Consider the following 20856-nt stretch of genomic DNA (forward strand, 5'->3'; position numbering starts at 1 on the left):
CTGTACGGAAGGTAGCGTACACAGCGATCATGCAGCTCCCTCCCTGGTGCGAGCTCGACAGGATCGTGAGGCTACGAGAGCCCCGACTGATTCGCAACGCGCGTCGCGACGCTTCGGTTAGCCGGGACGCGCCGGTCCCGCGTCCTTGAGGTTCTGCCGCCGCGGCGGCCGATCCATGCGCCCGGATCAATCCTGCGCGGCCCCGCGAACGGCCGTGCATTGTTGAAAAGCTGACGCAACGCGGTGTAAACACTTTGGGGCAAACTTGGCCGTTGAGCGGTGCCTTGGTTGCGCGCCTCTCTCGGATCGCTGTCGCGGATCCGTACTTGGAGACCGACGGTGTCGCACTCCCTGGTGAACCGGGACGCGCTCGAGGAACTCACGGCCGTGATCGGCACGGAGAAGCTCGTCCGCATCCTTGACCGGTTCGTCGTCAGTCTCACCACCGCCTTCGAGGGGCCGGATCGCGCCAACGACGATTACGGTCGCGAGGCGCACACGCTGGTCTCGATGTCCGGCATGCTCGGCTGCGCCGAACTGTCCCGGGCCTGCCGCGGCCTCGAGGAATCGGCCATCGCGGGCAACGATCTGACCCGATCGCTGGTCGATCTCAGGACCCTGCGCGACCGGACGGTCGCCGCCCTGCGGGACCTTCAGGCGGAGACGCGGCTGAGCGCCTAGCGCCGCGCAACCACATCCGGGTCAGGCCGCCAGAACCACGTCGAGGGGCGCCTCGAAGGTCAGGACCGCGCCCTCGCGCGGGTAGCTCATCTGGGCAGTCCCGCCGAAGCTGTGGGCGAGGCTGCGGGCGATGAGTCGCGTGCCGAATCCCGTGCGGGTCGGCGGCGTGACGGGCGGTCCGCCGCTCTCCTCCCAGCGGAACCGGAGGGTCCGGCCGTTCGCCGCCTCGGCCACGTTCCAGGTGATGCATATCCAGCCGGCGGCCACCGACAGCGCCCCGTACTTGGCCGCGTTGGTTCCGAGCTCGTGCAGCATCAGCGCCAGGGTCATGCCGTGCCGCGGGCCGAGCGTCAGGTCGGGACCGGCGATGCGGAACCGGCCCGCGACGCCGTCCCCGTGGAGCGACACGGCCCCCTCGACCAGGCCGCTCAGGGAGGCCTGCGTGAAGGATCCCTGCAGCAGCACGTCGTGCGCCTTCGCGAGCGCCAGGAGCCGCGCGGCCAGGGCCTCGCCGGCCGCCTCCAGCGACGGCGCGTTGCGCATGGTCTGCGTCGCGACGGCCTGAACCATGGCCATGGTGTTCTTCATCCGATGGGCGAGTTCCTGCATCAGCAGCGTCTGTCGCGCCTCGGTCAGCTTCTGGTCGGTGATGTCGCGCGACACCGCCAGGATCCGCTCGGGCCGGTCCGGCGTCGCGCCGATCGGCGTGACGGCCACGTCCCACCAGCGGAGCGCTCCGCCGGCCTCCGACTGGGCCTGGAACCGGCTCGGGCGGCCGAGCCGCGCCCGATCCAGCGCCTCGACCACCGCCTCGCGGTCCTCAGGCCGCGTCCAGGCGTCGATCCAGAGTCGGCCGATCGCCTCCGCCTCGTCCCCGGCCGCTGACAGGGCCGGGCCATCCTCGCTGGCGGTGATCAGGCGCCCGTCGCGGTCCAGCAGTTCGAGGTAGTCGTTCGGGGCCTGCGGGAGACCGATCGGGCGTGGGCGGCCGGAGGTGCGCGGCTTCGCCTCCGGCCCGAACCCGGCCGGCTCGCCGGGCGTCGGCCCGCGCGGCGCCTCGGCCCGCTCGGCCGCCATGCGTCCGGCCTCGGCGCGGCTCGCCGCCTCGATGATCCGGCCGAGCCGCCGGCTCCGCTGCCGCTCCCAGTCGGCCTGCGCGGTCGCCGCGCTCAGCAGGCTGCGCAGGCGGATGTTCTCCGCCTCGAGCGTCTCGACGCGGCGCTCCGCCCCGTCGATCCGCGGCCGTACGATGTCCACTTCCATCGCCCGCCCCCCTCGTCATCCCGACGGAGCGCCCGTGCGCGGCGCGCCGCCGGAGGTCCCCGACCGCGCGGCGCGGCAACGGATGTCGATGGCAGGGCCGCACCGGCGGTTCAGACCGCTTCTGGTACCGGTTCCCCGCCCGCAGCCGAGCGAATCGTTGGATGTCTCACGCTAGCATGGTGCGCGGGATTATCAAATCAGTTCGGTATTCGCCTGCGGCTGAGAACTTGTGTTGGGCCTCTGTGCGGGTGCGAAGACGGTTACTTGTTTCGCATCAGCAGCACGAGCCAGCCGATCCCGAGGATAAAAATAATCAAGCCGATCGAGACGAACACGGGCGTCCCGAGGTCGATGAGGCGGGGCGCGAGCTGCGTGGCGAAGGCCGCCACGACCAGGGCGACAGCGACTCGCGCGGCCGCGCGCTCGATGCCGCGCGTGACCTTGTCGAGGCCCTTCACCTCGATCTCGACGGTGACGCGACCCTGCTTCAGCCGCACCAGCATCAGGTGAATCAGGGTCGGCAACTCCGAGGCGGCGCCGTAGAGGCCGACGCCCAGGGCCTCGGCCTTCTGCTTGAGGGCGGAGAGCGAGAACTGCGTCTGCATGCTCGCCCGGACCGTGGGGCCGGCGGCGGCGAACAGGTCGAAATTCGGGTCGAGGTGGCGCATCACGCCGTCGGCTGTGACCAGCCCCTTGAACAGGATGGCGAGGTCGGTCGGCATGGCGAGGTCGTTCTCGCGGGCCATGTTCATGAAGTCGGTGAGCACCAGCCCGAGATTCAGCGGGATCGACGAGTGGCTCTCAACGAAAGACTGGGCCGAGACCTGGAGGCGGGTGAGGTCCGGGTTGCTGGTGCCGGTCCAGTCGAGGAGCACGGCCATGAGCCCGTCGGCGTCCTGCTTGAGCATGGCGCCGATCAGCACGAGCAGCTGCGAGCGCCGCCGCTGCGACAGCCGGCCGATGATGCCGAAATCGATGAAGCCGATCTTGTTGCCGGGCAGCGCCAGCATGTTGCCGGGGTGCGGGTCGGCGTGGAACACGCCCTCGATCAGCGCCATCTGCAGGAACGCGTCGGTGCCCTTCTGGGCGAGCAGCTTCTTGTCGATGCCCGCTGCGCGGAGGGCCGCCTCGTCGTTGGGCGGGATTCCGTGGATGAAGTCCTGCACCAGCACCCGCTCGGAGCAGTACTCCCAGTGGATCTTCGGGAAGACGATGTCGTCGCGGTCCTCGAAGATCTGGGCCAGCAGCTCGCAGTTGCGCGCCTCGTTGAGCAGGTCGAGCTCGCCGTTGAGACCCTCCGCGAGGTGGCGCATCTGCTCCCGCGGCTGGTAGCGGGCCATGTCGGGCCACTCGTTCTCGACGATGCGGGCGCCGTGCGCCATCAGGCGCAGATCCGCCTCGATGATCTTGCGCAGGTTCGGCCGCAGCACCTTGACGATGACGTCCTCGCCCGAGTGCAGTCGCGCCCGGTAGACCTGGGCGATGGACGCCGAGGCGATCGGGTTGGTGTCGAACTCGGCGAACACCTCCATGGGCGAGCCGCCGAGATCGAGCTCGAGCTGCGGGCCGATCTGCTCCCACGTCACCGGCACGACCTGGCTGTGGAGCTTCTGCAACTCCTCGGTCCAGGCCGGCGACAGGAGGTCCGGCCGGCTCGCCAGCACCTGCCCGAACTTGATGAAGGTCGGCCCGAGCGCCTCGATCGCCCGGCGCAGGCGCTCCGGCTCGGATAGGCGCGTGACGTCGACCCGGGGCTGGCGGCGCGGCAGGAGCGGCAGGTAGCGCAGGCCGAGCCGGTCCACGACACGAGTGACGCCGAAGCCGATGAGGATCGTCGCGATCTCCGACAGCCGCTGGCGGTCGCGGGCGGCAACGAAGGCTGTCTTCAGCATGAATGGAGCGATCCGGTCGGACGGGATTGGGCGTCCGGACAGCACGAGCATAAGGACTTTTTTGCGGTCGCGAACCCCGTCCCGCCCCGGCGCCTCAACTTAAGCGGCGCAGGGCGGGGCCGGAATGCGCGCGATCGGGAGGGCCGGCCGCCGTCAGAAGGCCGGCTCCAGCCCGCTGGTCCGGTAGGCCTCGGCCGCCTGCGGCGTCGTCAGCCCAGCGACGAACCGGGCCGCGCCGTCCCGGTCCGCTGCGCCGCGCAGGATCGCTGCCGAGAAGGTTGTCATCTCCTGCACCGGTTCTGGGAGGGGGCCGACCACCTCGATGCCGGGCACGACCATCAGCTCGCTGACCTGCTGGACGGCGATGTCGGCCTCCCCGGAGACGAGCTTCTCGGCCGTGAAGCCCTGCGGGATGATCGTCGCCCGGGCGTTCACCGCGTCGGCGAGGCCGAGCCGCGGCAGCAGGCCGGCGAAGTAGATCCCGCTGGCGCCCGTCCGCGAGTAGGCCACCGACCGCGCCGCCAACAGGGTGCGCTTCAGCGCCTCGACGCTCGCGATGTCCGGATGCGGAGCCCCGGCCTTGACGGCGATGCCGTAGCGCGAGCGCACCACGTCGACGCGGCTCTCGGGCTCGACGCGGCCCTCGGCGACGAGCCGGTCCATGGCGTCCGACAGGACGAGTACCGCGTCGGCGGTCTCACCCTCGGCGAGGGTCTTCATGATGACGGTGGTCGGCGCCCAGTGGATCGCCGTCCGGCCGCCCGCGGCCTCGAAGGCCGGGACCACGTACGCGTCGAAGGCGCCGCGCACCACCAGGGCGCATTTGAGGCGTGTCTCGGGTCGCTCGTTCGGCATGGTGTGTCCAGTCTCTCGTCCCAGGAGGTGCGGGCGGCCGAGCGCCGAAGCATTGGACCGTCACCGCGAGGGCTCGACGCGGGAATAGTCGATCGCCGTGAATCCGCCGCCCTGGTAGCGCTCCGCCACCGGGTTGCCGCTCGTCTTCCCGTCCAGCGCCGCCGCGTGGGAATCGGCGCTGTCCTGCGGTGCCCAGCCGATGACGGCGCGCCCGTCTTTCCGCCACCAGGTCATGCGGCTGTTGTTCGACGCGCCCCAGATCACCACCGAGCCCGTCGGGCCGAGGTCCGGGGCCAGGGTGGCGCGGGTGATTAGCCGGGTCAGGTCGGCGTAGGACAGCCACGTGGCGAGCATCCGCGCGTCGGTCGGCTCCGGGAAGCACGAGCCGATCCGCAGAAAGACGCTCTCGACCCCGTGCTTGTCGCGGTAGAGGCCGCCCATCAGCTCGCCGTAGGCCTTGGACAGGCCGTAATAGCCGTCGGGCGCGAGGCCGCAATCGTCGTCCAGCACTTCTGAGCGCGCGTGGAAGCCGATCGCGTGGTTCGAGGAGGCGAAGATCATCCGGGCGCCCTCGCGCCGGGCCGCCTCGTAGGCGTGGTACAGGCCGCGGATGTTCGGGCCGATCACCGTCTCGAACGGGTGCTCCACCGAGATCCCCCCGAAATGGAGGATCGTGCCGCAGCCCTCGGCCAACCGGAGGATCGCCGGCCCGTCCTCCAGGTCGGCGACCTGGAAGCGCGCGCCCTCCGGCAAGGGGTCGGGAAAGGGGAGGCGGTCCGTGAGCCGGAGCGCCCAGCCCTGCGCGCCGAGCGCGCGGGTCAGGACGCGCCCGAGGGCACCGGAGGCTCCGGTCAGGAGGACGGGTTTGGGCGGGACGGTGTCGGCGCTCATGGGACGCTGCTCCAGATTCCGGCGGCCTTGGCCGAATGCTGTTGATCAGACGGCCTTGGCCGCCGCGAGGGGGCCGGCTTCCGCGGGGTCGCGCGGCCGCCGCACGAAGATCGCCATCGCGACGACGCCGGCCGCCGCGATCACGGCGGCGATCACGAAGGCGCTGGCGTAGCCCCCGAGATACTGCACGGCCAGCCCCGTGGCAGTCGGCCCGATGATGCCGGAGATGTTGCTCAGGAGGTGGATGAAGCCGCTGACGCCGCCGACCCGCGCCTCGGGCACCAGCTCGTGGATCGTCGCCCAGCAGGATTGGACGGAGCTGGTCAGCATCAGCACGGCCAGCGCGATCAGCGAAACCGCCATGGCGGTGCTCGTCGCGGCGTTGACCGCGAGCAGGGCCACGCCCGCGACGGCCAGCGGCACGATCGTGGTGATCTTCCGCGCGGTGAGTTTGTCGCCCATGCGCGTGTAGACGAAGTCGGCCACCACGCCCCCGCCGACATAGCCGACGAAGCCGCAGGCCCAGGGGATCGACGCCACCAGGGCCATCTCCTTCACCGGCATGTGCAGCGCGTCCGTGAGGTAGCTCGGGAGCCACGAGAGGAAGATGTAGAGGGTGTAGTTCACCGCGAACATTCCGAGCCCGAGCGACAGAGTGCTCGGCAGGAACAGGTACTCCCTGAGCGACCGGGCATGGTCGGAGGGTGCGAGGTGCGTGACCGCCCGGCTGCGCTCCACGAGGGCGATCTCCTCCGGATCGACCCGGGGATTGTCCTGCGGCCGGTCAGTCATGAACATCCGCCACGCCACGACCCAGAGCAGGCCGACGGCGCCGATGGCCACGAACGCCACTCGCCAGCCGTACTGGATCGCCAGCAGGCCGACGACCGGCGCCGCGATGGCGCTGCCCACCGTCTGGCCCGAGAAAGTGAAGCCGATGGTCCGCGCGGTCTCCTCGCGGGGGAACCACGTGGTGATGGTGCGGTTCGTGGTGGAGTTCATCGGCCCCTCGGCGAAGCCGAACAGGGCGCGGACGATGAACATCTGGGCGAAGCCGGTCACCGCCCCGGTGAGCATGCACAGGACCGACCAGGAGGCGGCCGCCCAGGTGTAGACGCTGCGCGGCCCGTAGCGATCGGCGAGCTGGCCGCCCACGAAGGCGAACAGCGCGTAGCCGAAGAAAAACGTGCTGAAGATGACCCCCAGCTCCGAGGGGGACAGGTTCAGGTCCTGCTTGACGAAGGGCGCGGCGACGCCGAGCGCCGCTCGGTCCATGTAGTTGATGATACCGGCGATGAACAGCAGGAACGCGATCAGGAACCTGTAACGCTTGGCGAACATGGGCATCCTCCAAAATATTTATGATTTTCTTTTCTTATTTGATTGGTGCGGTCCGGCGGTCAGAGGTCACGGTTCGATTGCCGCCGGTTCCGTTTCTCTTGCCCTTCGAGGGGCACGGTCGGGCCCGCTCGCGGCGCGGGCCTGAACGCGTCGGCGCCTCCTACAGGAACGCGACCGTGCAGGGACTGAGGCTCGGGCGCGAACCCGCCCGGGTCAGGTTTCCGGTCTCCAGATCGACGGCGAAGGCGACGAGGCAGTCGCCCTGCTCGTTGGCGACGAGCAGGTGGCCTCCGTCCGGTGCCAGGACCATGAAGCGCGGGTCGCGGCCGCCGGAGGGCGTCCAGCCCGCAGGTAGGAGGCGCCCGGTCGGGTCCACCCGGAACCGCGCGATCCCGTCCTGCCCGCGGTTCGACGCGTAGACGAACCGTCCGTCGGGCGTGACCGCGATGGCCGCGGCGGTGCTCGCGCCGAAGAAGTCCGGCGGCAGGGTCGAGGCGAGGTGCAGGGGCGTCAGCGTCCCGGCCTCCGCGTCCCACCGGCAGGTCGCGACGCTCGAGTCGAGTTCGTTGACCAAGAAGGCGAGGGGCTCGTGCGGGTGGAACGCGATGTGGCGCGGGCCGGCGCCGGGACGCATCGCGGTCTGCGACACGATGGCGAGCCGCTCACCCGCGAGCTTCAGGACGAAGACGCGGTCGAGGCCCTTGTCGGGGACGATGACGTGGCGACCGTTGGGCGACAGGACCACGTGGTGCGGGTGGGCGCAGGCCTGCTCGGTCCGGTGCGGGCCCGGCTCGCCCGGCAGCGGCAGGACCTGACACGCGGGCTCCAGGCCGCCATCGGCGCGCACCGGCATGAGGGCGACCGATCCGCTGGCGTAGTTGGCCACGATCAGGAACCGACCGCCGGGGTCGAGGGCCTGGTGCACGCTGTTGGTGCCGCCGGTGGCGGCGCTGCCGAGGCCGCGCAGGGTGCCGTCGGGCTCGAGCGCGAAGGCGCTCGCCGCCTCGCCGTCGCCCTGGACCGTGTAGAGGATCGCGCGCGCCGGGTCGGTCACCAGGAAGGACGGGTTCGTCAGGTTCTCGACCCGGCCGAGATGCGTCCAGTCGCCGAGGTCGCGACCGGTCCGGTAGATGTCGATGCCCCGGCCGCGCGCCCGGCGCCGCTCGGTGGTGAAGCAGCCCACGAAGGCGAGGCCGCGGGGGGCGGGGTCGGTCATGCGGAGCATCCGGATCGAGGATGGGTCTGCGGGGGCAGCCGGCGGGATCGACGGTGCGGGGATGCCGGTCGCCCGGGCGCGGCGGCCCCTGCGCCCGGGGAGGCGATCCCGCTGCCGCTCTCCGGCGCGCCGCGCGTGTCCGGGAAGCCGATCACGGTCGATCCTCCCGCCATCGGCTCAGGCCCGCCGCGGGGTGCGGCGCAGGAAATCGGGATTGAGTTCGGACAGGCGGTTCACCCCGATCAGCGCCATGTCGCGGTTGAGCTCCTCCTTGAGGATCCGCATCGCGTGCTCGACGCCCGCGACGCCGCCGAGCGCGGCGGCGAACATGAAGGGCCGGCCGAGCAGGACGAAATCGGCGCCGAGCGCCAGGGCCTTCATCACGTCGGTGCCCCGGCGGATGCCGCTATCGACGATGATCTTCAGCCCGCCCTTCCGGGCGGCGATCTCCGGCAGCACGTCGAGGGGGGCGACGGCGTAATCGAGCTGGCGGCCGCCGTGGGTCGACAGGATCACGCCGTCCGCGCCGCAGTCCCGCGCGATGTCGACGTCCTCCGGCGCCAGCAGGCCCTTCACCAGCAGGTTGCCGGACCAGCGCTTGCGGATCGCCTCCAGGTTCTTCCACGAGAGCTGGTCGCGGGCGATGGTGTTGCGCACCGCGCCCTGGGACATCATCGGCGGCCCGCGCTCGGCCTCGGTGTTCTCGAAGTGCGGGGCCCCGTGCTTGAGGAAGGTGCGGGCGACGGTTCCGAGCAGCCAGCGCGGGTGGGTGGCGCTCTGCCACGCCACCTTCGGCGTGACCTTGATCGGCATGGAGAAACCGCTGCGGATGTTGTGCTCGCGGTTGCCCAGCGTCGGCGTGTCGGCGGTCACCACGAAGGTCCGGTAGCCGGTGGCCTCGACCCGGTCGAGGAGGCGGTCGATCCGGTTCTGGTCGCCCGGCAGGTAGCCCTGGAACCAGGCCTGCGGGTTCTGGGCGTGGACGTCCTCCAGCCTGATCAGCGAGGAGGCGCTCAGGCACATCGGCAGGTTCATCCGCCGGGCCGCCTCGGCGAGCACGAGGTCGCCCCGGTAGGCGATGAAGGCGGCCCCGCCCAGCGGCCCGATCCCGAAGGGCGCCGCGTAGGTCTGGCCGAACAGCGTGGTCGCGGTGTCCCGCGCCGAGGTGTCCCGCATCAGGCGGGGGACGAGGGCGTAGTCGGCGTAGGCGCCGCGGCTCTGCGCCAGGGCCGAGCCGGTCTCGACCCCGCCGGAGACGTACTGGAAGATCATCGACGGCAGGAGCTTGCGCGCGTGCCGCTCGAAATCGTCGAGCGCCAGCAGGTCGCGGAACCGGTAGGGCGTGACAGCGTCGCTGCGCTTCAGGCTGGTGACGATGGCCTCCGGGGCCGCGATGCCCGCCGCCGTAGCGTCCGCGCCGCCGACCGTCGGCGCGGCGCGCTCGGGGGCTCCCAGTCCGGAGGCCGGCCGGTCGAGCGTCGCCATCGGGTCCTCCTGTGGGCCGCGGGATCGAGCGGCTCTTTGAAAGCGCTTTCGGATAGCCAGCGGCCGGGTGGGGTGTCAATATACTGCCGGTTCGCGCCGGCTCTGCTGGCCGGGCCTCGCCGCGTCGCGTATCCGGGGGCGAGGCGCTCGGGGCCGCTCGGGAGGAGGATCGATCTCAGTGCTGGACCTGCCGGAGGAGATCCTGGAGCCGTCGACGCGCAGCCCGGTCGCCCGGGACGTCGCCCGCCGTGCCGGTGTCTCGACCGCGACCGTCTCGCGGGTGCTCAACGGTTCCGCCGGGGTGCGGGCCGACAAGCGCGAGGCGGTGATGCGGGCCGCGCAGGATCTCGGCTTCGTCGCCAACGGCGCGGCGCGGGCGCTCTCGACGCGCCGGTTCATGGCGGTCGGCGCCGTCGTGCCCAACATCGAGAACGAGGCCTTCGTGCGCGTCCTGTCGAGCTTCCAGGACCGGCTGCGGCAGGCGGGCTACACGCTGGTGGCGGCCAACGCCGGCTACGACCTGGAAGACGAGCTGCGCGAGGCGACCTTCCTGCTGGAGCGCGGTGTCGACGGGCTGATGCTGGTCGGTGACATCCACCACCCGGACCTCCACGCCCGGATCGCCCGCGCCGGCATCCCGATGGTCCAGACCTTCAGCCTGTCCCGCGAGCGCCCCTGCGTGGGCTTCGACAATGCCGCCTCGGCCGCCCGGGCGGCCAACTACCTGATGGATCTCGGTCATCGCCGGATCGGGGTGATCTCGGGCCTGCGCAAGGACAACGACCGCGGCGGCGCCCGGGTGACGGGCATCGCGGCGGCGCTCGCGGCCCGCGGCCTGCAACTCGCCCCGGAGCACGACATCGAGATCTCGTACGGGATCGGCGGCGGCCGCGACGGCTTCCGCCAGATGCTGGCGGGCGGGCCGCCGCCGACCGCGATCATCTGCGGTACCGACCAGATTGCCTTCGGGGCGATGATCGAGGCGCGGGCAAGGGGGCTCTCCATTCCCGGTGACCTGTCGGTGATCGGCCACAACGATTCGGATTTCGCCCCCTTCCTCGACCCGCCGCTGACGACGATCCGCATCCACTCCGCCGAGATCGGCCACGCCGCCGGCGATCACCTGATCGCCCGGATCCGGGGACGGCCGATGGTCCGCCTCACCGAGATCGACGCCGAGCTGATCCTGCGCGCCAGCACGGCCCCGCCCCGGAACGCCGGTGGCTGACCTGCGCTATCTTGCCACCCGTCTGAAATCGCTTACAACGTGCGGACCGGCCCCGGCCGGACTGCGGCCACTCCGGAACACAGCATGGCACCCCGCATCGTTCTCCTGCACGCGACGCCGGTCGCCATGGCGCCGATCCAGGCCGCCTTCGCCGAGCGCTGGCCCGAGGCCGAGACCGTCAACCTGCTCGACGACGGCCTGTCCCTCGACCGGGCGAAGGAGCCGGGCGCGATCTCGGAGGGGATGATCGAGCGCTTCGTGCGGTTCGGCCGCTACGGCCACGACATGGGCGCCGACGGCATCCTGATCACCTGCTCGGCCTTCGGGCCGGCCATCGACCGGCTGATCGAGACCGTGCCGGTGCCGGTGCTCAAGCCCAACGAGGCGATGTTCCGCGCGGCGATCGCGCAGGGCGCGCGCATCGGCATGCTGGCGACTTTCGGGCCCTCGGTCGGCACGATGACGGACGAGTTCGAGGAGTTCGTCGCGGAGTCCGGGCGCCCGGCGAGCCTCCGGACAGTCCTGGTGGACGACGCGATGGCGCGGCTGCGCGCCGGCGATGCCGAGACCCACAACCGGCTGATCGCCGAGCGCGCGCCGGACCTGCGCGACTGCGACGCTATCATGCTGGCGCATTTCTCCACCTCGCGGGCGGCCGAGGCCGTGCGGAAGGCCGTCGACGTCCCTGTGCTGACCGCGCCCCACGCAGCGGTGGACCGGATGCGGGCGATGATCGAGACCGGCGGGAGCGCCTGACCATGAAGCTCGGTGCTTTCAGGAATCGTCTCAGCGGCCATTGCGGCTTCCTGTTCACGGAGCTGCCGCTCTCGGAGCGCTTCGCGGCCGCCGCCAGGGCCGGATTCCGCGCGGTGGAGCACCCGAATTTATTTGCCACCCCAGCCCGCGAGGTGGCTGGCTGGCTGGAGCGGGCGGGCGTGCCTTTGGTCCAGACAGGCTTTCCAGCCGGCGACGCGTCGAAGGGCGAGAAGGGGTTTGCGGCCCTGCCCGATAAGATCGACTACTACCGGTCGACCATCGAGCCGACCCTGGACTACGTCGCGCAGCTCGGCTGCCGCATGGTCCATCCGATGGCGGGTGTCAGGCCCGCGGGGGCCGAGCAGGCGAAGCTCTGGGACACGTACCTCGAGAACCTCGCCTTCGCGGCCGACGCCGCCAGGGCCCGCGGTATGACGGTCATCGTGGAGCCGATCGGTCCCGGCTCGATCGCCAACTACGTGATCGATGACCCACTGGTGGCGGTGGACGCGATCCGGGCGATCGGACGCGATAACGTCAAGCTGCTGTTCGACGCCTATCACTGCGTCTGCCTGGGTCACGACCCGGCGGCGCTGATCCGCGATCACGCAGCCCTCATCGCCCACGTCCAGATCGCCGATGATCCCGGCCGTCACGAGCCGGGAACTGGCACGATCGCGTTCGATCCGATCTTCGCGGCGCTGGAGGAGGTCGGTTATGCCGGCTTCGTCGGGTGTGAGTACCACCCCGCTTCAGGCACCGAGGCTGGCTTAGGCTGGATGAGGGCGGCGGTTTAGCGGGTCCGATTCAACATCACCGCCGTCTTGGCGAGCGCAGCGAAGCAATCCAGCCGCGCCACGCTTCCTGATGTTCCACTGCCCTGGGTTGCTTCCCTGCGCGCGCATTGACGGGGCGCGCCGCCTGAAGCTCAGCCGAGCAGCCGTGCCCGGCGCTCGAGGACGGTTGGCCAGACCTCGGGATTGACGAGCCTCGGCGGCATCTCGCCCCGGAGCAGGCCGACGATCTGCTCGGCCCCCCAGGCGGCCACGTTGCGCCGCGCCTCGTGGGTGACGCCGGCGGTGTGGTAGGTCGCCACCACGGTGTCGAGCTTCAGCAGGGCCGCGTCGAGGGGCGGCGGTTCCGGCGCCCAGACATCGAGGCCCGCCCCGGCGAGATGTCCGGCGGTGAGCGCGGCGGCGAGTGCCGCCTCGTCGTGGACCCCACCCCGGGCGGTGGTGATGAACAGCGACCCCGGCTTCATCGCCCCGAAGGACGCGGCGTCGAAGCTGCCCCGGGTGGTGTCGTCGAGGGGGCAGTGCAGGGAGACGATGTCGGCCTCGGCGAGCAGTCGCGCCCGGTCCACCGGCTCCGCGCCGCGGGCCCGGATCTCCGCGTCCGGGAGCAGGGGATCGTGGGCGAGGACCCGCATGTCGAAGCCGCGGGCCAGCTTGGCAACCTCCCGGCCGGTATGGCCGATCCCGATCAGGCCGAGGGTCGCGCCGCCGATCTCGTGGCCCATCAGCGATTCGCGGGTGAAGCCGCGCGCGGTCCGGAGCAGGCGGTCCGAGACGCAGATCTTGCGCGAGACGGCGAGCATCAGGCCGATCGCCAGCTCCGCCACCGAGCGGGCATTGCCGCCCACTTGGTTCACCACCGCGACGCCGGCCCGGGTGCAGGCGGCGGCGTCCACCGTGTCGAAGCCCGCGCCGGCCGACGAGACCGCGATCAGGTTCGGGCATTCGGCGAGCAGCGCGTCGGTCACGTGCCAGCGGCGCGGCAGCTCGTCCCGCGCCGGCGAGACGTGGAGGACGTGGGCCCGCGCGAGCAGCGCCGCGAGCACGTCCTCCGGTCCCTGCAGGTCGCCGACCTGCAGGTCGATGTCGGGCTCGGCCCCGAGGCGCGCGTCGAAGACCGGGTTGATCCAGACGTTGAATCGGCAGACGCGCTTGGGGGCCGCCACCCGGTTCAGCCCTTCACCACCGCGTCGATCGCGTCGATGACGTGATCGATGTTGTGGGTGTTGACGGCGGCGACGCAGATCCGGCCGGTCTCCAGGGCGTAGACCTCGTGCTCCTCGCGCAGGCGGGTGGCCTCGGCGGGGCTCAGGCCCGTGTAGGAGAACATGCCCTTCTGCGCCTTGATGGCGTCGAAGCCGCGCTCCGGGTGGCGCTGCTGCAGGCTGTCAGCCATACGCTCGCGCATGGCGCGGATCCGGTCGCGCATCTCGCCGAGCTCCCGCTCCCAGTCGGCGCGCAGCTCCGGATCGGTGAGCACGATCTCGACGATGGCCGCGCCGTGGGTGTGCGGGTTGGAGTAGCTCGCCCGGACGAGCCGCTTGGCGAAGGCCTCGACCTTGGCCTTCGCGGCCGGGTTCTCGGCCACGATGGTCAGGGCGCCGACGCGCTCGCCGTAGAGCGAGAACGACTTCGAGAACGAGGAGGCGACCAGGAACTCCTGGCCCGACGCGGCGAACAGGCGCACCGGCTCGGCGTCGGCGTCGAGGCCGTTGCCGAAGCCCTGGTAGGCGATGTCGAGGAACGGGATCAGGCCGCGCGCGGCCATCAGGGGCACGAGGTCGCGCCACTCGTCGAGGCTGAGATCCGCGCCGGTCGGGTTGTGGCAGCAGGCGTGCAGCACCACGATCGAGCCCTTCGGCAGATCCTGGAGATAGGCCTTCATGGCCGGGTAGTCGGCGCCGCCGGTCTCGGACGAGAAGTAGGGATAGTCGACCACCGTGAAGCCGGCCTGGCCGAACAGCGCCTTGTGGTTCTCCCAGCTCGGGTTGCTCACCGCCACGGTGGCGTTCGGGTAGAGCTTGGCCAGCAGGTCGGCGCCGGTCTTCAGGGCGCCCGTGCCGCCGATGCTCTGGAGCGTCGCGGCCCGGTTCTGGGACAGGATCGGCGAACCCTTTCCGAACAGGAGTTCCTGGACCGCGTCGCGGAACGGCTTCGTGCCCTCGATCGGCCGGTAGGTCTTGGGCAGGCCCTTCTCGATCCAGCGCTTCTCGGCGGTCTGCACGGCGCGCAGGCGCGGCACCTTGCCGTCCGCGTCCGTGTAGACGCCGACCACGAGGTTGAGCTTCTTGGGGCTCGGATCAGCGTTGAAGGCCTCGAACAGGCGCATGATCGGATCGAGCGGCGCGTCCTGGATGCCGGCGAACAGCGAGGTCATGATCGTCAATCGTCCCAGAGGGTCTCGGCCGGCGACGCGGGGCGGGGCGCCGGCACACCCGGCGACGGGCCGGGCCGACGCCCTTATTCCGCACAACGCGCCCGCCCGCCAGCGCTTCCGCGCGCATCAGCGTCCCGATCCGCTCAACGTTCTGCGCAACGACGCGCCCGACGACGGGCCGGGCGATCGAAATTCGGCGCCCTTCCGGTTGGGGCGCCGACGGTCCTAGAGTACTGCCATGATCCGTCGCCTCGTCCCGTTCCTCGCCTTTCTCCTGACGGCCGCCCCGGCCGTCGCTCAGGCACCGGTGCGGATCGGTCTGTCGGCGCCGCTGACCGGACCGGACGCCGCCTTCGGCCAGGGACTGCGGCAGGGCGCCGAGCAGGCGGTCGCCGACCTCAACCGCGCCGCGGGCGGGCGCCCGCGCTGGGTCCTCGTCCCCGCCGACGACGGCGGCGAGGCCCGGCAGGCCGCCGCCGTCGCGAAGAAATTCGCCGCCGACGGCGTGCGCCTCGTCGTCGGGCCGCTCGAGTCCGGGGTGGTCGCGGCCGCGGCGCCCGTCTACGAGGAGGCGGGCGCGGTCATGGTGGCGCCCGCGGCGGCCTACGGACCGCTGACCGGGCGGGGCCTGTGGAACCTGTTCCGGCTCGGTCCGAGCGACGCGCAGCAGGGCCGGGCGGCCGGGGCCTACCTGGCGAAGGCTTTCGCGGGTCGCCGGGTCGGGATCCTCAGCGACCGCTCGACGTTCGGGCGCGGCCTCGCGGACGCGGTGGCGGCGCGGCTGAAGGAAGCGGGCGCGCCGGAGGTGCTGTTCGACGGCTTCCCCCGGGGCATCCGCGACCTCACGGACCTCGTCGCGCGGTTGAAGGCGGCGCGCCTCGACGCGGTGTATTTCGGCGGCCTCGCGCCCGAGGCCGCGACCCTGCTCCACGCCATGCGCGAGGCCGACCTCGGCACGACGCTGGTGGCGAGCGACGGCATCCTCGATCCGGCCTTCGCCGCGGCGGGCGGGGACGGGGAGGGCACCGTCATGACCCTGGCGCCCGACCCGCCGCGCCTGCCCGATGCCCGCGGCGCCCGCCCGGCACCGCGCTCCCCCGAGGCGGAGAGCGTCGCGGCCGGGGGCTACGCGGCCGTGGAGCTGCTGGCGCAGGCGACCGAGCGCGCCCGCGCCGCCGATCCCAAGACCGGCCGCATCGCCGACGGCCGCAAGGTCGCCGAGGCCGTCCGGACGGGGCCGTCGCGGACGCTGCTCGGATCGGTAGCCTTCGACGCGCGGGGCGACCGTGCCGGCGCGCCGATCGCCCTTCGGATCTGGCGCCGGACGCCGGACGGGCGCCTCGACTACGCCGGCAACGACGCGGAGCCTTGAAAGCCGGCAGAACGTGTCGATGACGGTACGTGTTCGGCGTCCGTGACTTGCGGCCGGTTCCCGCGGGGACTACATGCGGGCGGTGCTGCTGAGCTGGCGCGGGCGGTCCACCGGATCGGATCCGCGCCCTGCGGCGTTTCCCGAGCTCGATGACAGCCGAACACGCATTGCCGGAACGCCTGCTGCCGGACGGTCCGACTGGAGAAGGTGCATGGCGAAAGAAGAATTGATGCAGTTCGATGGTCTCGTGATCGAGATCCTGCCGGATGCGCGCTACCGCGTGCAGCTCGACCAGGGCCACGAGATCGTGGCCTACACGGCCGGCAAGATGAAGAAGAACCGCATCAAGACGCTGGCCGGTGACCGGGTGACGGTCGAGATGTCGCCCTACGATCTCGAGAAGGGCCGCCTCGTGTTCCGCCACAAGGACGAGCGCTCGTCCGGGCCCCGCCCGCCGGTGCGCGGCGGTCAGTTTCGCCGCCGTTGACGACCGGGCGCGCGAGCCGGATCTCCCCGGCCGCGCCCGCTTACCTCCTGCTGACCGTCACGGCGCTCCTCTGGGCCGGCAACGCCGTCACCAGCCGCTGGGCGCCCGGTCACGTCTCGCCCCAGGTCATCACGACGCTTCGCTGGGCGGTCGCCTGCCTGGCGCTGATGCCCTTCGCCGGGCGCCGGCTCGCCGCCGCGTGGCCGCTGCTGCGGCCGCACTGGCTGCGCATCCTGCTGATGGGCGGCCTCGGCTACACGGCCTTCAACTGCCTGTTCTACGCGGCCGGGGTGCATACCGGCGCGATCAATCTCGCCCTGTTCCAGGGGGCGATACCCGTGCTGGTGATCGTCCTGAACCGGCTCGCCTACCGGGTGCCGGTCACGCCGGGACAGGTGCTGGGCGTGGCGCTGACCCTGGTCGGCGCCGGCCTCGCGGCGACGCACGGCGACCTGTCCGTGCTCACGAGCCTAGCGTTCAACCGCGGCGACGTGCTCGTCTTCGGTGCCTGCCTGCTCTACGCGGGCTACACGATCTTCCTGCCGACGCGCCCGAAGGTGCCGGCCCTGGTGTTCTTCGCCGCGATGGCGGTCGCGGCCCTCGTCACCTCGCTGCCGCCGCTCGCCGTCGAGTGGGCCACGGGCCACGCCGTCTGGCCCAACCGCGAGGGCTGGCTGATGGTCGTTTTCGTCGGCCTCGGGCCGTCGCTGCTGGCGCAGCTCTTGTTCATGCGCGGCGTCGAGATCATCGGCCCGAACCGCGCCGGCCTGTTCGTCAACCTCGTGCCGATCTTCGGCGCGATCCTCGCCGTCCTGCTGGTCGGCGAGCCGTTCGGGACGACGGAGGCCGCCGCCCTGGCCCTGGTCCTGGCCGGGATCGCCTGCGCCGAGCGCCTGAAACCGGCGCCCGCCGCGGCGGCGACTCCGGAAGCCGCCTACTCGCAGACGCGGACGCGGCGGATGTAGACGTCGCCGTAGGCATCGTAGGTCCGGCGGCGCTCGAAGTGGCAGACCGGGCCGTAATCCTCCTCGACGTAGACCGGCGGCGGGGCGCGGTAGACCGGGCGGCCCGGGTAGTAGCCGTTGTTGGCCGACGCGATCGCGCCGCCGACGGCCAGGCCGCCGAGCACGCCGAGGGCGGCCGCGCCGCCGGCGCCGATGCCGTCGCGGGCCTGGGCGGCCGGCGCGAGCGTGGCGAGGCTCCCGACGACAAGGCTCGTCGCGAGAAGGTACTTCATGACATCCCCCTGAAAGCAGGCGATTCGTGCCGATCGATCGGCACAGAGCTGCTACCACATCCGAGCTTTGGGGCGTTTGTTCGGCCGCACGTGCCGGCTTGACGTGAGGTGCTCCGCCGCACCAAACCCGGGGGCGAGCGAGAGGAGCGGCGACCGTCATGGTGACACGGGGCTTCGTCGGACGCAGGCAGCCGCCCGAGACCGGTGCGCGCCTGCCGCCGGGTCAGTACCTGACCGACGACTTCCCGATCCTCCAGATCGGCCCCAACCCGACCGTCGACATGGCCACGTGGCGGTTCACGCTGCGCGAGGGGTCGCGGCCGATCAAGGCGTGGAGCTGGGCGGAGTTCGAGGCGCTGCCCCGCACCACGTGGCGCGGCGACATCCACTGCGTCACCAAGTGGTCGAAGTTCGACACGACCTGGGAAGGCGTCAGCTTCGACGACATCCTGGCGGATGCCGGGATCGCGGCGCCGACCGGCTACCTCCTGGCCGAATCCCACGACGACTACACCACGAACGTGCCGGTGGCCGACCTCGTGGGCGGCCGCGCCCTGGTGGCGACGCGCTACGAGGGCCAGCCGATCCATCCGGATCACGGCGGCCCGGCCCGGCTGTTCGTGCCGCACCTCTACTTCTGGAAGAGCGCCAAGTGGGTGAAGGGCCTCCGGTTCACCCAGACCGACACGGCCGGCTTCTGGGAGCTCCGCGGCTACCACATGTACGGGGATCCCTGGCGTGAGCAGCGCTACATCGGTGACTGAGGCGGTGGCTGAGGTGGTGACTGGCGCGGTGACGGACACAGTGACTGACTCGGCCTTCGAGCCCGTGGTCTTCCGCTGGCACGAGGCGGAGATCACCGCGATCGCACCGGTCACGCCGCACGTGAAGAGTGTCCGGCTGCGCTGCGGTCTCGCCGAGTCCTACCGGGCCGGGCAGCACGTCGACGTCCGGCTCACCGCCGAGGACGGCTACCAGGCGCAGCGCAGCTACTCCATCGCCTCGGCGCAGGACGGCAGCGGCACCCTGGAGCTGATGATCGAGGGCCTGCCGGACGGCGAGGTCTCGGGCTGGTTCTCGCACTGCGCCGAGGTCGGCGACCGGGTCGAGCTGCGCGGGCCGATCGGCGGCTCGTTCTCCTGGGACGGGACCGACGGCGGGCCGCTGCTCCTCGGCGGCGGCGGGTCCGGCGTGGTGCCGCTCCTGGCGATGCTGCGGCGGCGGGCGCAGCACTGGCGGGCGATCCCGGCGGCGCTGATCTACTCGGCCCGCACCCGCGCGGAGGCGATCGCGGTCGCCGAGCTGGAGCGGCTCGCCGAGACGGATCCCAACTTCTCCCTGCATCTCGCCACGACCCGCGAGCCCGGCGGCAAGCGGATCGACGCGCCCCTCGTCGCCGACGCCCTGGCGCGGATCGGCGCGCCCGGGAAGGTGTTCCTCTGCGGCTCGAACCGGTTCGTGGCCGCGGCCTCGGACCTGATCCTGGCTCAGGGCGTCGCCCCGGGCCTGATCCGCACCGAGCGCTTCGGTGCCTGAACGAGGCCTGGCGCTTTCCGGTGGAGGATCTCGGCTCTGTCGTCATCGCGAGCGGAGCGAAGCAACGATGATAGAGCGGGTTGCGCCGACCGAAGCGTTCAGCCGGAGGCCGTATCAGGGGCTGAAGATCAGCACGAGGTAGACGAAGAACAGCACGAGGTGCACCGCGCCCTCCAGCACGGTGGTGCGCGAGCCCGAGAAGGTCTGGGCGCTGAGGATCAGCGTCACGGCGAGCAGGGTCATCTCGGTGGGCTTGAGGCCGAGCACCACGGTCTGGCCGGTGAGCAGCCCGATGGTCAGGATTGCCGGCACGGTGAGGCCGACCGTGGAGGTGGCCGCACCCAGGCACAGGTTGATCGCCCGCTGGAGCTCGTTGCGGGCCACCGCTTTGAGTGCCGAGATCCCCTCCGGCGTGAACACGATGGCGGCGATCAGCACGCCGCCCAGCGCCGTCGGCGCGCCGAGCGCCGCGATGCCGTGGTCGAGGATGACCGCGAGGCTCTTGGCCAGGATCACGATCGGCAAGACGTTGGCGAGCAGCAGGCCGACATGCTTGGCCACGCTGCCGCCGGAGACCGGATCCGCGCCGTGCGACGGCTCCGCCGCCTCGAGGACCTCCGCGTCGATGAAGAACTCGCTGTGGCGTCCGGTCTGGATCAGCAGGAACACGCCGTAGAGGGCGAGGGTGAACACCGAGAACGTCACCGCCTGCAGGGTCGTCAGGGTCCCGTCGCTGGTGGAGCTGGTGAAGTTCGGGATGATCAGCGCGATGGTGGTGAGCGGGATGATCACCGACAGGAAGGCCGAGGCACCCTGGAGGTTGTAGCGCTGCTGGTGGTGGCGCAGGCCGCCGACCAGCAGTCCCAGCCCGACCACGCCGTTCAGCACGATCATCAGCACCGCGAACATCGTGTCGCGGCCGAGCGTCGGCGCGTCCTTGGCCGACAGCATCACCGCGGAGATCAGCGCCACCTCGATGATGACGATGGCCAGAGTCAGGACCAGGGTGCCCAGGGGCTCGCCGAGGCGATGCGCGAGCTCCTCGGCCTCGTGCACCACGCCGAAGGCCGCCCAGACGATCACGCCGAGCAGCCACGCGAACAGGCTCGCCGCGAACAGGGGCTGCGACAGGTCTCCGAGCCAAGCCTTGCCGAACCACGCGAAGGCAACAACCGTCGCCCAGGCTACCGCCACCCGCAGGGCTGCCATCATGATGAACGTCTACTCCGGCCGGATCGCGTGAAGGCTGCGATGTGCGAGCCTCGACCGTGCCTTAGCAGGTCGCCGCACCGGTGTCGGCCTCTCGTCCGCGCGACGACCGGGCGGGCGGTCAATCGTCCGGCAGGAAATCGTCGCGAGCCGCGCCCGCCGCGGATCGAGCGGGCGCAACCGCCCCATGTTGCGGCGGGAGTGGTCAGTCGCCGCACTTGGCGTTACCTTATCCA

The 20856-nt window shown here is 71.3% G+C and carries 20 protein-coding genes; 9 read left to right on the forward strand and 11 right to left on the reverse strand.

What is annotated here, in order from left to right:
* The first annotated feature begins 339 nt into the window (after window positions 1–339).
* Window positions 340–681: an Hpt domain-containing protein gene (locus ACLBXO_RS21845; protein WP_331317047.1), complete on the forward strand. Its 342-nt coding sequence runs from the start codon at window positions 340–342 to the stop codon at window positions 679–681.
* Between the two features lie 21 nt (window positions 682–702).
* Here ACLBXO_RS21845 and ACLBXO_RS21850 read toward each other — a convergent pair whose 3' ends face one another.
* The 7 genes from ACLBXO_RS21850 to ACLBXO_RS21880 all read right to left on the reverse strand — a co-directional run bounded on the left by ACLBXO_RS21850 (window position 703) and on the right by ACLBXO_RS21880 (window position 9624).
* Window positions 703–1944, reverse strand: coding sequence for a sensor histidine kinase (locus tag ACLBXO_RS21850; RefSeq protein ID WP_447686644.1), 1242 nt, complete (start codon window positions 1942–1944; stop codon window positions 703–705).
* Window positions 1945–2204: 260 nt separating this feature from the next.
* The gene (locus ACLBXO_RS21855) at window positions 2205–3836 is read right to left on the reverse strand and encodes an ABC1 kinase family protein (protein WP_331317051.1); all 1632 of its coding nucleotides are present in this window, start codon (window positions 3834–3836) and stop codon (window positions 2205–2207) included.
* Between the two features lie 153 nt (window positions 3837–3989).
* Window positions 3990–4691: a molybdate ABC transporter substrate-binding protein gene (locus tag ACLBXO_RS21860; protein ID WP_447686645.1), complete on the reverse strand. Its 702-nt coding sequence runs from the start codon at window positions 4689–4691 to the stop codon at window positions 3990–3992.
* A gap of 60 nt (window positions 4692–4751) precedes the next feature.
* The gene (locus ACLBXO_RS21865; RefSeq protein ID WP_447686646.1) at window positions 4752–5582 is read right to left on the reverse strand and encodes an NAD-dependent epimerase/dehydratase family protein; all 831 of its coding nucleotides are present in this window, start codon (window positions 5580–5582) and stop codon (window positions 4752–4754) included.
* Window positions 5583–5627: 45 nt separating this feature from the next.
* Window positions 5628–6923 (reverse strand): MFS transporter, encoded by a 1296-nt coding sequence (locus tag ACLBXO_RS21870; protein WP_447686647.1) that lies wholly within the window; start codon window positions 6921–6923, stop codon window positions 5628–5630.
* Between the two features lie 160 nt (window positions 6924–7083).
* Window positions 7084–8139, reverse strand: a complete 1056-nt coding sequence (locus tag ACLBXO_RS21875; RefSeq protein WP_447686648.1) for a lactonase family protein — start codon at window positions 8137–8139, stop codon at window positions 7084–7086.
* A gap of 177 nt (window positions 8140–8316) precedes the next feature.
* Window positions 8317–9624 carry an alpha-hydroxy acid oxidase gene (locus ACLBXO_RS21880; protein WP_447686649.1) on the reverse strand — a complete coding sequence of 436 codons (1308 nt, stop codon included), beginning with the start codon at window positions 9622–9624 and terminating at the stop codon, window positions 8317–8319.
* A 178-nt stretch (window positions 9625–9802) separates the two neighbouring features.
* Between ACLBXO_RS21880 and ACLBXO_RS21885 the strand changes: the two genes are divergently transcribed.
* From ACLBXO_RS21885 to ACLBXO_RS21895, 3 genes are all read left to right on the forward strand, one after another.
* Window positions 9803–10852, forward strand: coding sequence for a LacI family DNA-binding transcriptional regulator (locus tag ACLBXO_RS21885; protein WP_447686650.1), 1050 nt, complete (start codon window positions 9803–9805; stop codon window positions 10850–10852).
* Window positions 10853–10936: 84 nt separating this feature from the next.
* Window positions 10937–11608 (forward strand): aspartate/glutamate racemase family protein, encoded by a 672-nt coding sequence (locus ACLBXO_RS21890; protein ID WP_331317062.1) that lies wholly within the window; start codon window positions 10937–10939, stop codon window positions 11606–11608.
* A gap of 2 nt (window positions 11609–11610) precedes the next feature.
* Entirely contained in the window at window positions 11611–12405 is a 795-nt protein-coding gene (locus ACLBXO_RS21895) for a hydroxypyruvate isomerase family protein (RefSeq protein ID WP_331317064.1), read from the forward strand.
* Between the two features lie 131 nt (window positions 12406–12536).
* Here the strand turns inward: ACLBXO_RS21895 and ACLBXO_RS21900 are convergent, their stop codons facing one another.
* Together ACLBXO_RS21900 and ACLBXO_RS21905 are read right to left on the reverse strand one after the other, a co-directional pair.
* Window positions 12537–13568, reverse strand: a complete 1032-nt coding sequence (locus ACLBXO_RS21900) for a hydroxyacid dehydrogenase (RefSeq protein ID WP_331317066.1) — start codon at window positions 13566–13568, stop codon at window positions 12537–12539.
* A gap of 5 nt (window positions 13569–13573) precedes the next feature.
* Window positions 13574–14779, reverse strand: coding sequence for an amino acid aminotransferase (locus ACLBXO_RS21905; protein WP_447686651.1), 1206 nt, complete (start codon window positions 14777–14779; stop codon window positions 13574–13576).
* A gap of 238 nt (window positions 14780–15017) precedes the next feature.
* Between ACLBXO_RS21905 and ACLBXO_RS21910 the strand changes: the two genes are divergently transcribed.
* From ACLBXO_RS21910 to ACLBXO_RS21920, 3 genes are all read left to right on the forward strand, one after another.
* Window positions 15018–16151: a branched-chain amino acid ABC transporter substrate-binding protein gene (locus ACLBXO_RS21910; RefSeq protein WP_447686652.1), complete on the forward strand. Its 1134-nt coding sequence runs from the start codon at window positions 15018–15020 to the stop codon at window positions 16149–16151.
* A 211-nt stretch (window positions 16152–16362) separates the two neighbouring features.
* The gene (gene infA / locus ACLBXO_RS21915; protein ID WP_012320343.1) at window positions 16363–16638 is read left to right on the forward strand and encodes a translation initiation factor IF-1; all 276 of its coding nucleotides are present in this window, start codon (window positions 16363–16365) and stop codon (window positions 16636–16638) included.
* Window positions 16635–17603, forward strand: a complete 969-nt coding sequence (locus tag ACLBXO_RS21920; RefSeq protein ID WP_447686653.1) for a DMT family transporter — start codon at window positions 16635–16637, stop codon at window positions 17601–17603. Before infA ends, ACLBXO_RS21920 begins: the two co-directional genes overlap by 4 nt.
* Here ACLBXO_RS21920 and ACLBXO_RS21925 read toward each other — a convergent pair.
* Window positions 17573–17875: a hypothetical protein gene (locus tag ACLBXO_RS21925; protein ID WP_012320341.1), complete on the reverse strand. Its 303-nt coding sequence runs from the start codon at window positions 17873–17875 to the stop codon at window positions 17573–17575. The two genes, ACLBXO_RS21920 and ACLBXO_RS21925, sit on opposite strands and share 31 nt — an antisense overlap.
* Before the next feature lie 158 nt (window positions 17876–18033).
* On the opposite strand from ACLBXO_RS21925, the gene ACLBXO_RS21930 reads away from it, so the two are divergent.
* Together ACLBXO_RS21930 and ACLBXO_RS21935 are read left to right on the forward strand one after the other, a co-directional pair.
* The gene (locus ACLBXO_RS21930; RefSeq protein ID WP_091927177.1) at window positions 18034–18639 is read left to right on the forward strand and encodes a sulfite oxidase-like oxidoreductase; all 606 of its coding nucleotides are present in this window, start codon (window positions 18034–18036) and stop codon (window positions 18637–18639) included.
* 40 nt (window positions 18640–18679) lie between these two features.
* The gene (locus tag ACLBXO_RS21935) at window positions 18680–19411 is read left to right on the forward strand and encodes an FAD-binding oxidoreductase (RefSeq protein ID WP_447686666.1); all 732 of its coding nucleotides are present in this window, start codon (window positions 18680–18682) and stop codon (window positions 19409–19411) included.
* Between the two features lie 114 nt (window positions 19412–19525).
* On the opposite strand, the gene ACLBXO_RS21940 is transcribed toward ACLBXO_RS21935, so the two are convergent.
* Window positions 19526–20623 (reverse strand): calcium:proton antiporter, encoded by a 1098-nt coding sequence (locus ACLBXO_RS21940; RefSeq protein ID WP_447686654.1) that lies wholly within the window; start codon window positions 20621–20623, stop codon window positions 19526–19528.
* Window positions 20624–20856: the final 233 nt, after the last annotated feature.

Source organism: Methylobacterium sp. C33D, from assembly GCF_053345825.1.

What these genes read in the sequence shown, in the direction of transcription:
- ACLBXO_RS21850 (WP_447686644.1), bottom strand. Translation starts at nt 1,944, where the DNA reads ATGGAAGTGGACATCGTACGGCCGCGGATCGACGGGGCGGAGCGCCGC.
- ACLBXO_RS21855 (WP_331317051.1), bottom strand. Translation starts at nt 3,836, where the DNA reads ATGCTGAAGACAGCCTTCGTTGCCGCCCGCGACCGCCAGCGGCTGTCG.
- ACLBXO_RS21860 (WP_447686645.1), bottom strand. Translation starts at nt 4,691, where the DNA reads ATGCCGAACGAGCGACCCGAGACACGCCTCAAATGCGCCCTGGTGGTG.
- ACLBXO_RS21865 (WP_447686646.1), bottom strand. Translation starts at nt 5,582, where the DNA reads ATGAGCGCCGACACCGTCCCGCCCAAACCCGTCCTCCTGACCGGAGCC.
- ACLBXO_RS21870 (WP_447686647.1), bottom strand. Translation starts at nt 6,923, where the DNA reads ATGTTCGCCAAGCGTTACAGGTTCCTGATCGCGTTCCTGCTGTTCATC.
- ACLBXO_RS21875 (WP_447686648.1), bottom strand. Translation starts at nt 8,139, where the DNA reads ATGACCGACCCCGCCCCCCGCGGCCTCGCCTTCGTGGGCTGCTTCACC.
- ACLBXO_RS21880 (WP_447686649.1), bottom strand. Translation starts at nt 9,624, where the DNA reads ATGGCGACGCTCGACCGGCCGGCCTCCGGACTGGGAGCCCCCGAGCGC.
- ACLBXO_RS21890 (WP_331317062.1), top strand. Translation starts at nt 10,937, where the DNA reads ATGGCACCCCGCATCGTTCTCCTGCACGCGACGCCGGTCGCCATGGCG.
- ACLBXO_RS21895 (WP_331317064.1), top strand. Translation starts at nt 11,611, where the DNA reads ATGAAGCTCGGTGCTTTCAGGAATCGTCTCAGCGGCCATTGCGGCTTC.
- ACLBXO_RS21905 (WP_447686651.1), bottom strand. Translation starts at nt 14,779, where the DNA reads ATGACCTCGCTGTTCGCCGGCATCCAGGACGCGCCGCTCGATCCGATC.
- ACLBXO_RS21910 (WP_447686652.1), top strand. Translation starts at nt 15,018, where the DNA reads ATGATCCGTCGCCTCGTCCCGTTCCTCGCCTTTCTCCTGACGGCCGCC.
- infA (WP_012320343.1), top strand. Translation starts at nt 16,363, where the DNA reads ATGGCGAAAGAAGAATTGATGCAGTTCGATGGTCTCGTGATCGAGATC.
- ACLBXO_RS21925 (WP_012320341.1), bottom strand. Translation starts at nt 17,875, where the DNA reads ATGAAGTACCTTCTCGCGACGAGCCTTGTCGTCGGGAGCCTCGCCACG.
- ACLBXO_RS21930 (WP_091927177.1), top strand. Translation starts at nt 18,034, where the DNA reads ATGGTGACACGGGGCTTCGTCGGACGCAGGCAGCCGCCCGAGACCGGT.
- ACLBXO_RS21940 (WP_447686654.1), bottom strand. Translation starts at nt 20,623, where the DNA reads ATGATGGCAGCCCTGCGGGTGGCGGTAGCCTGGGCGACGGTTGTTGCC.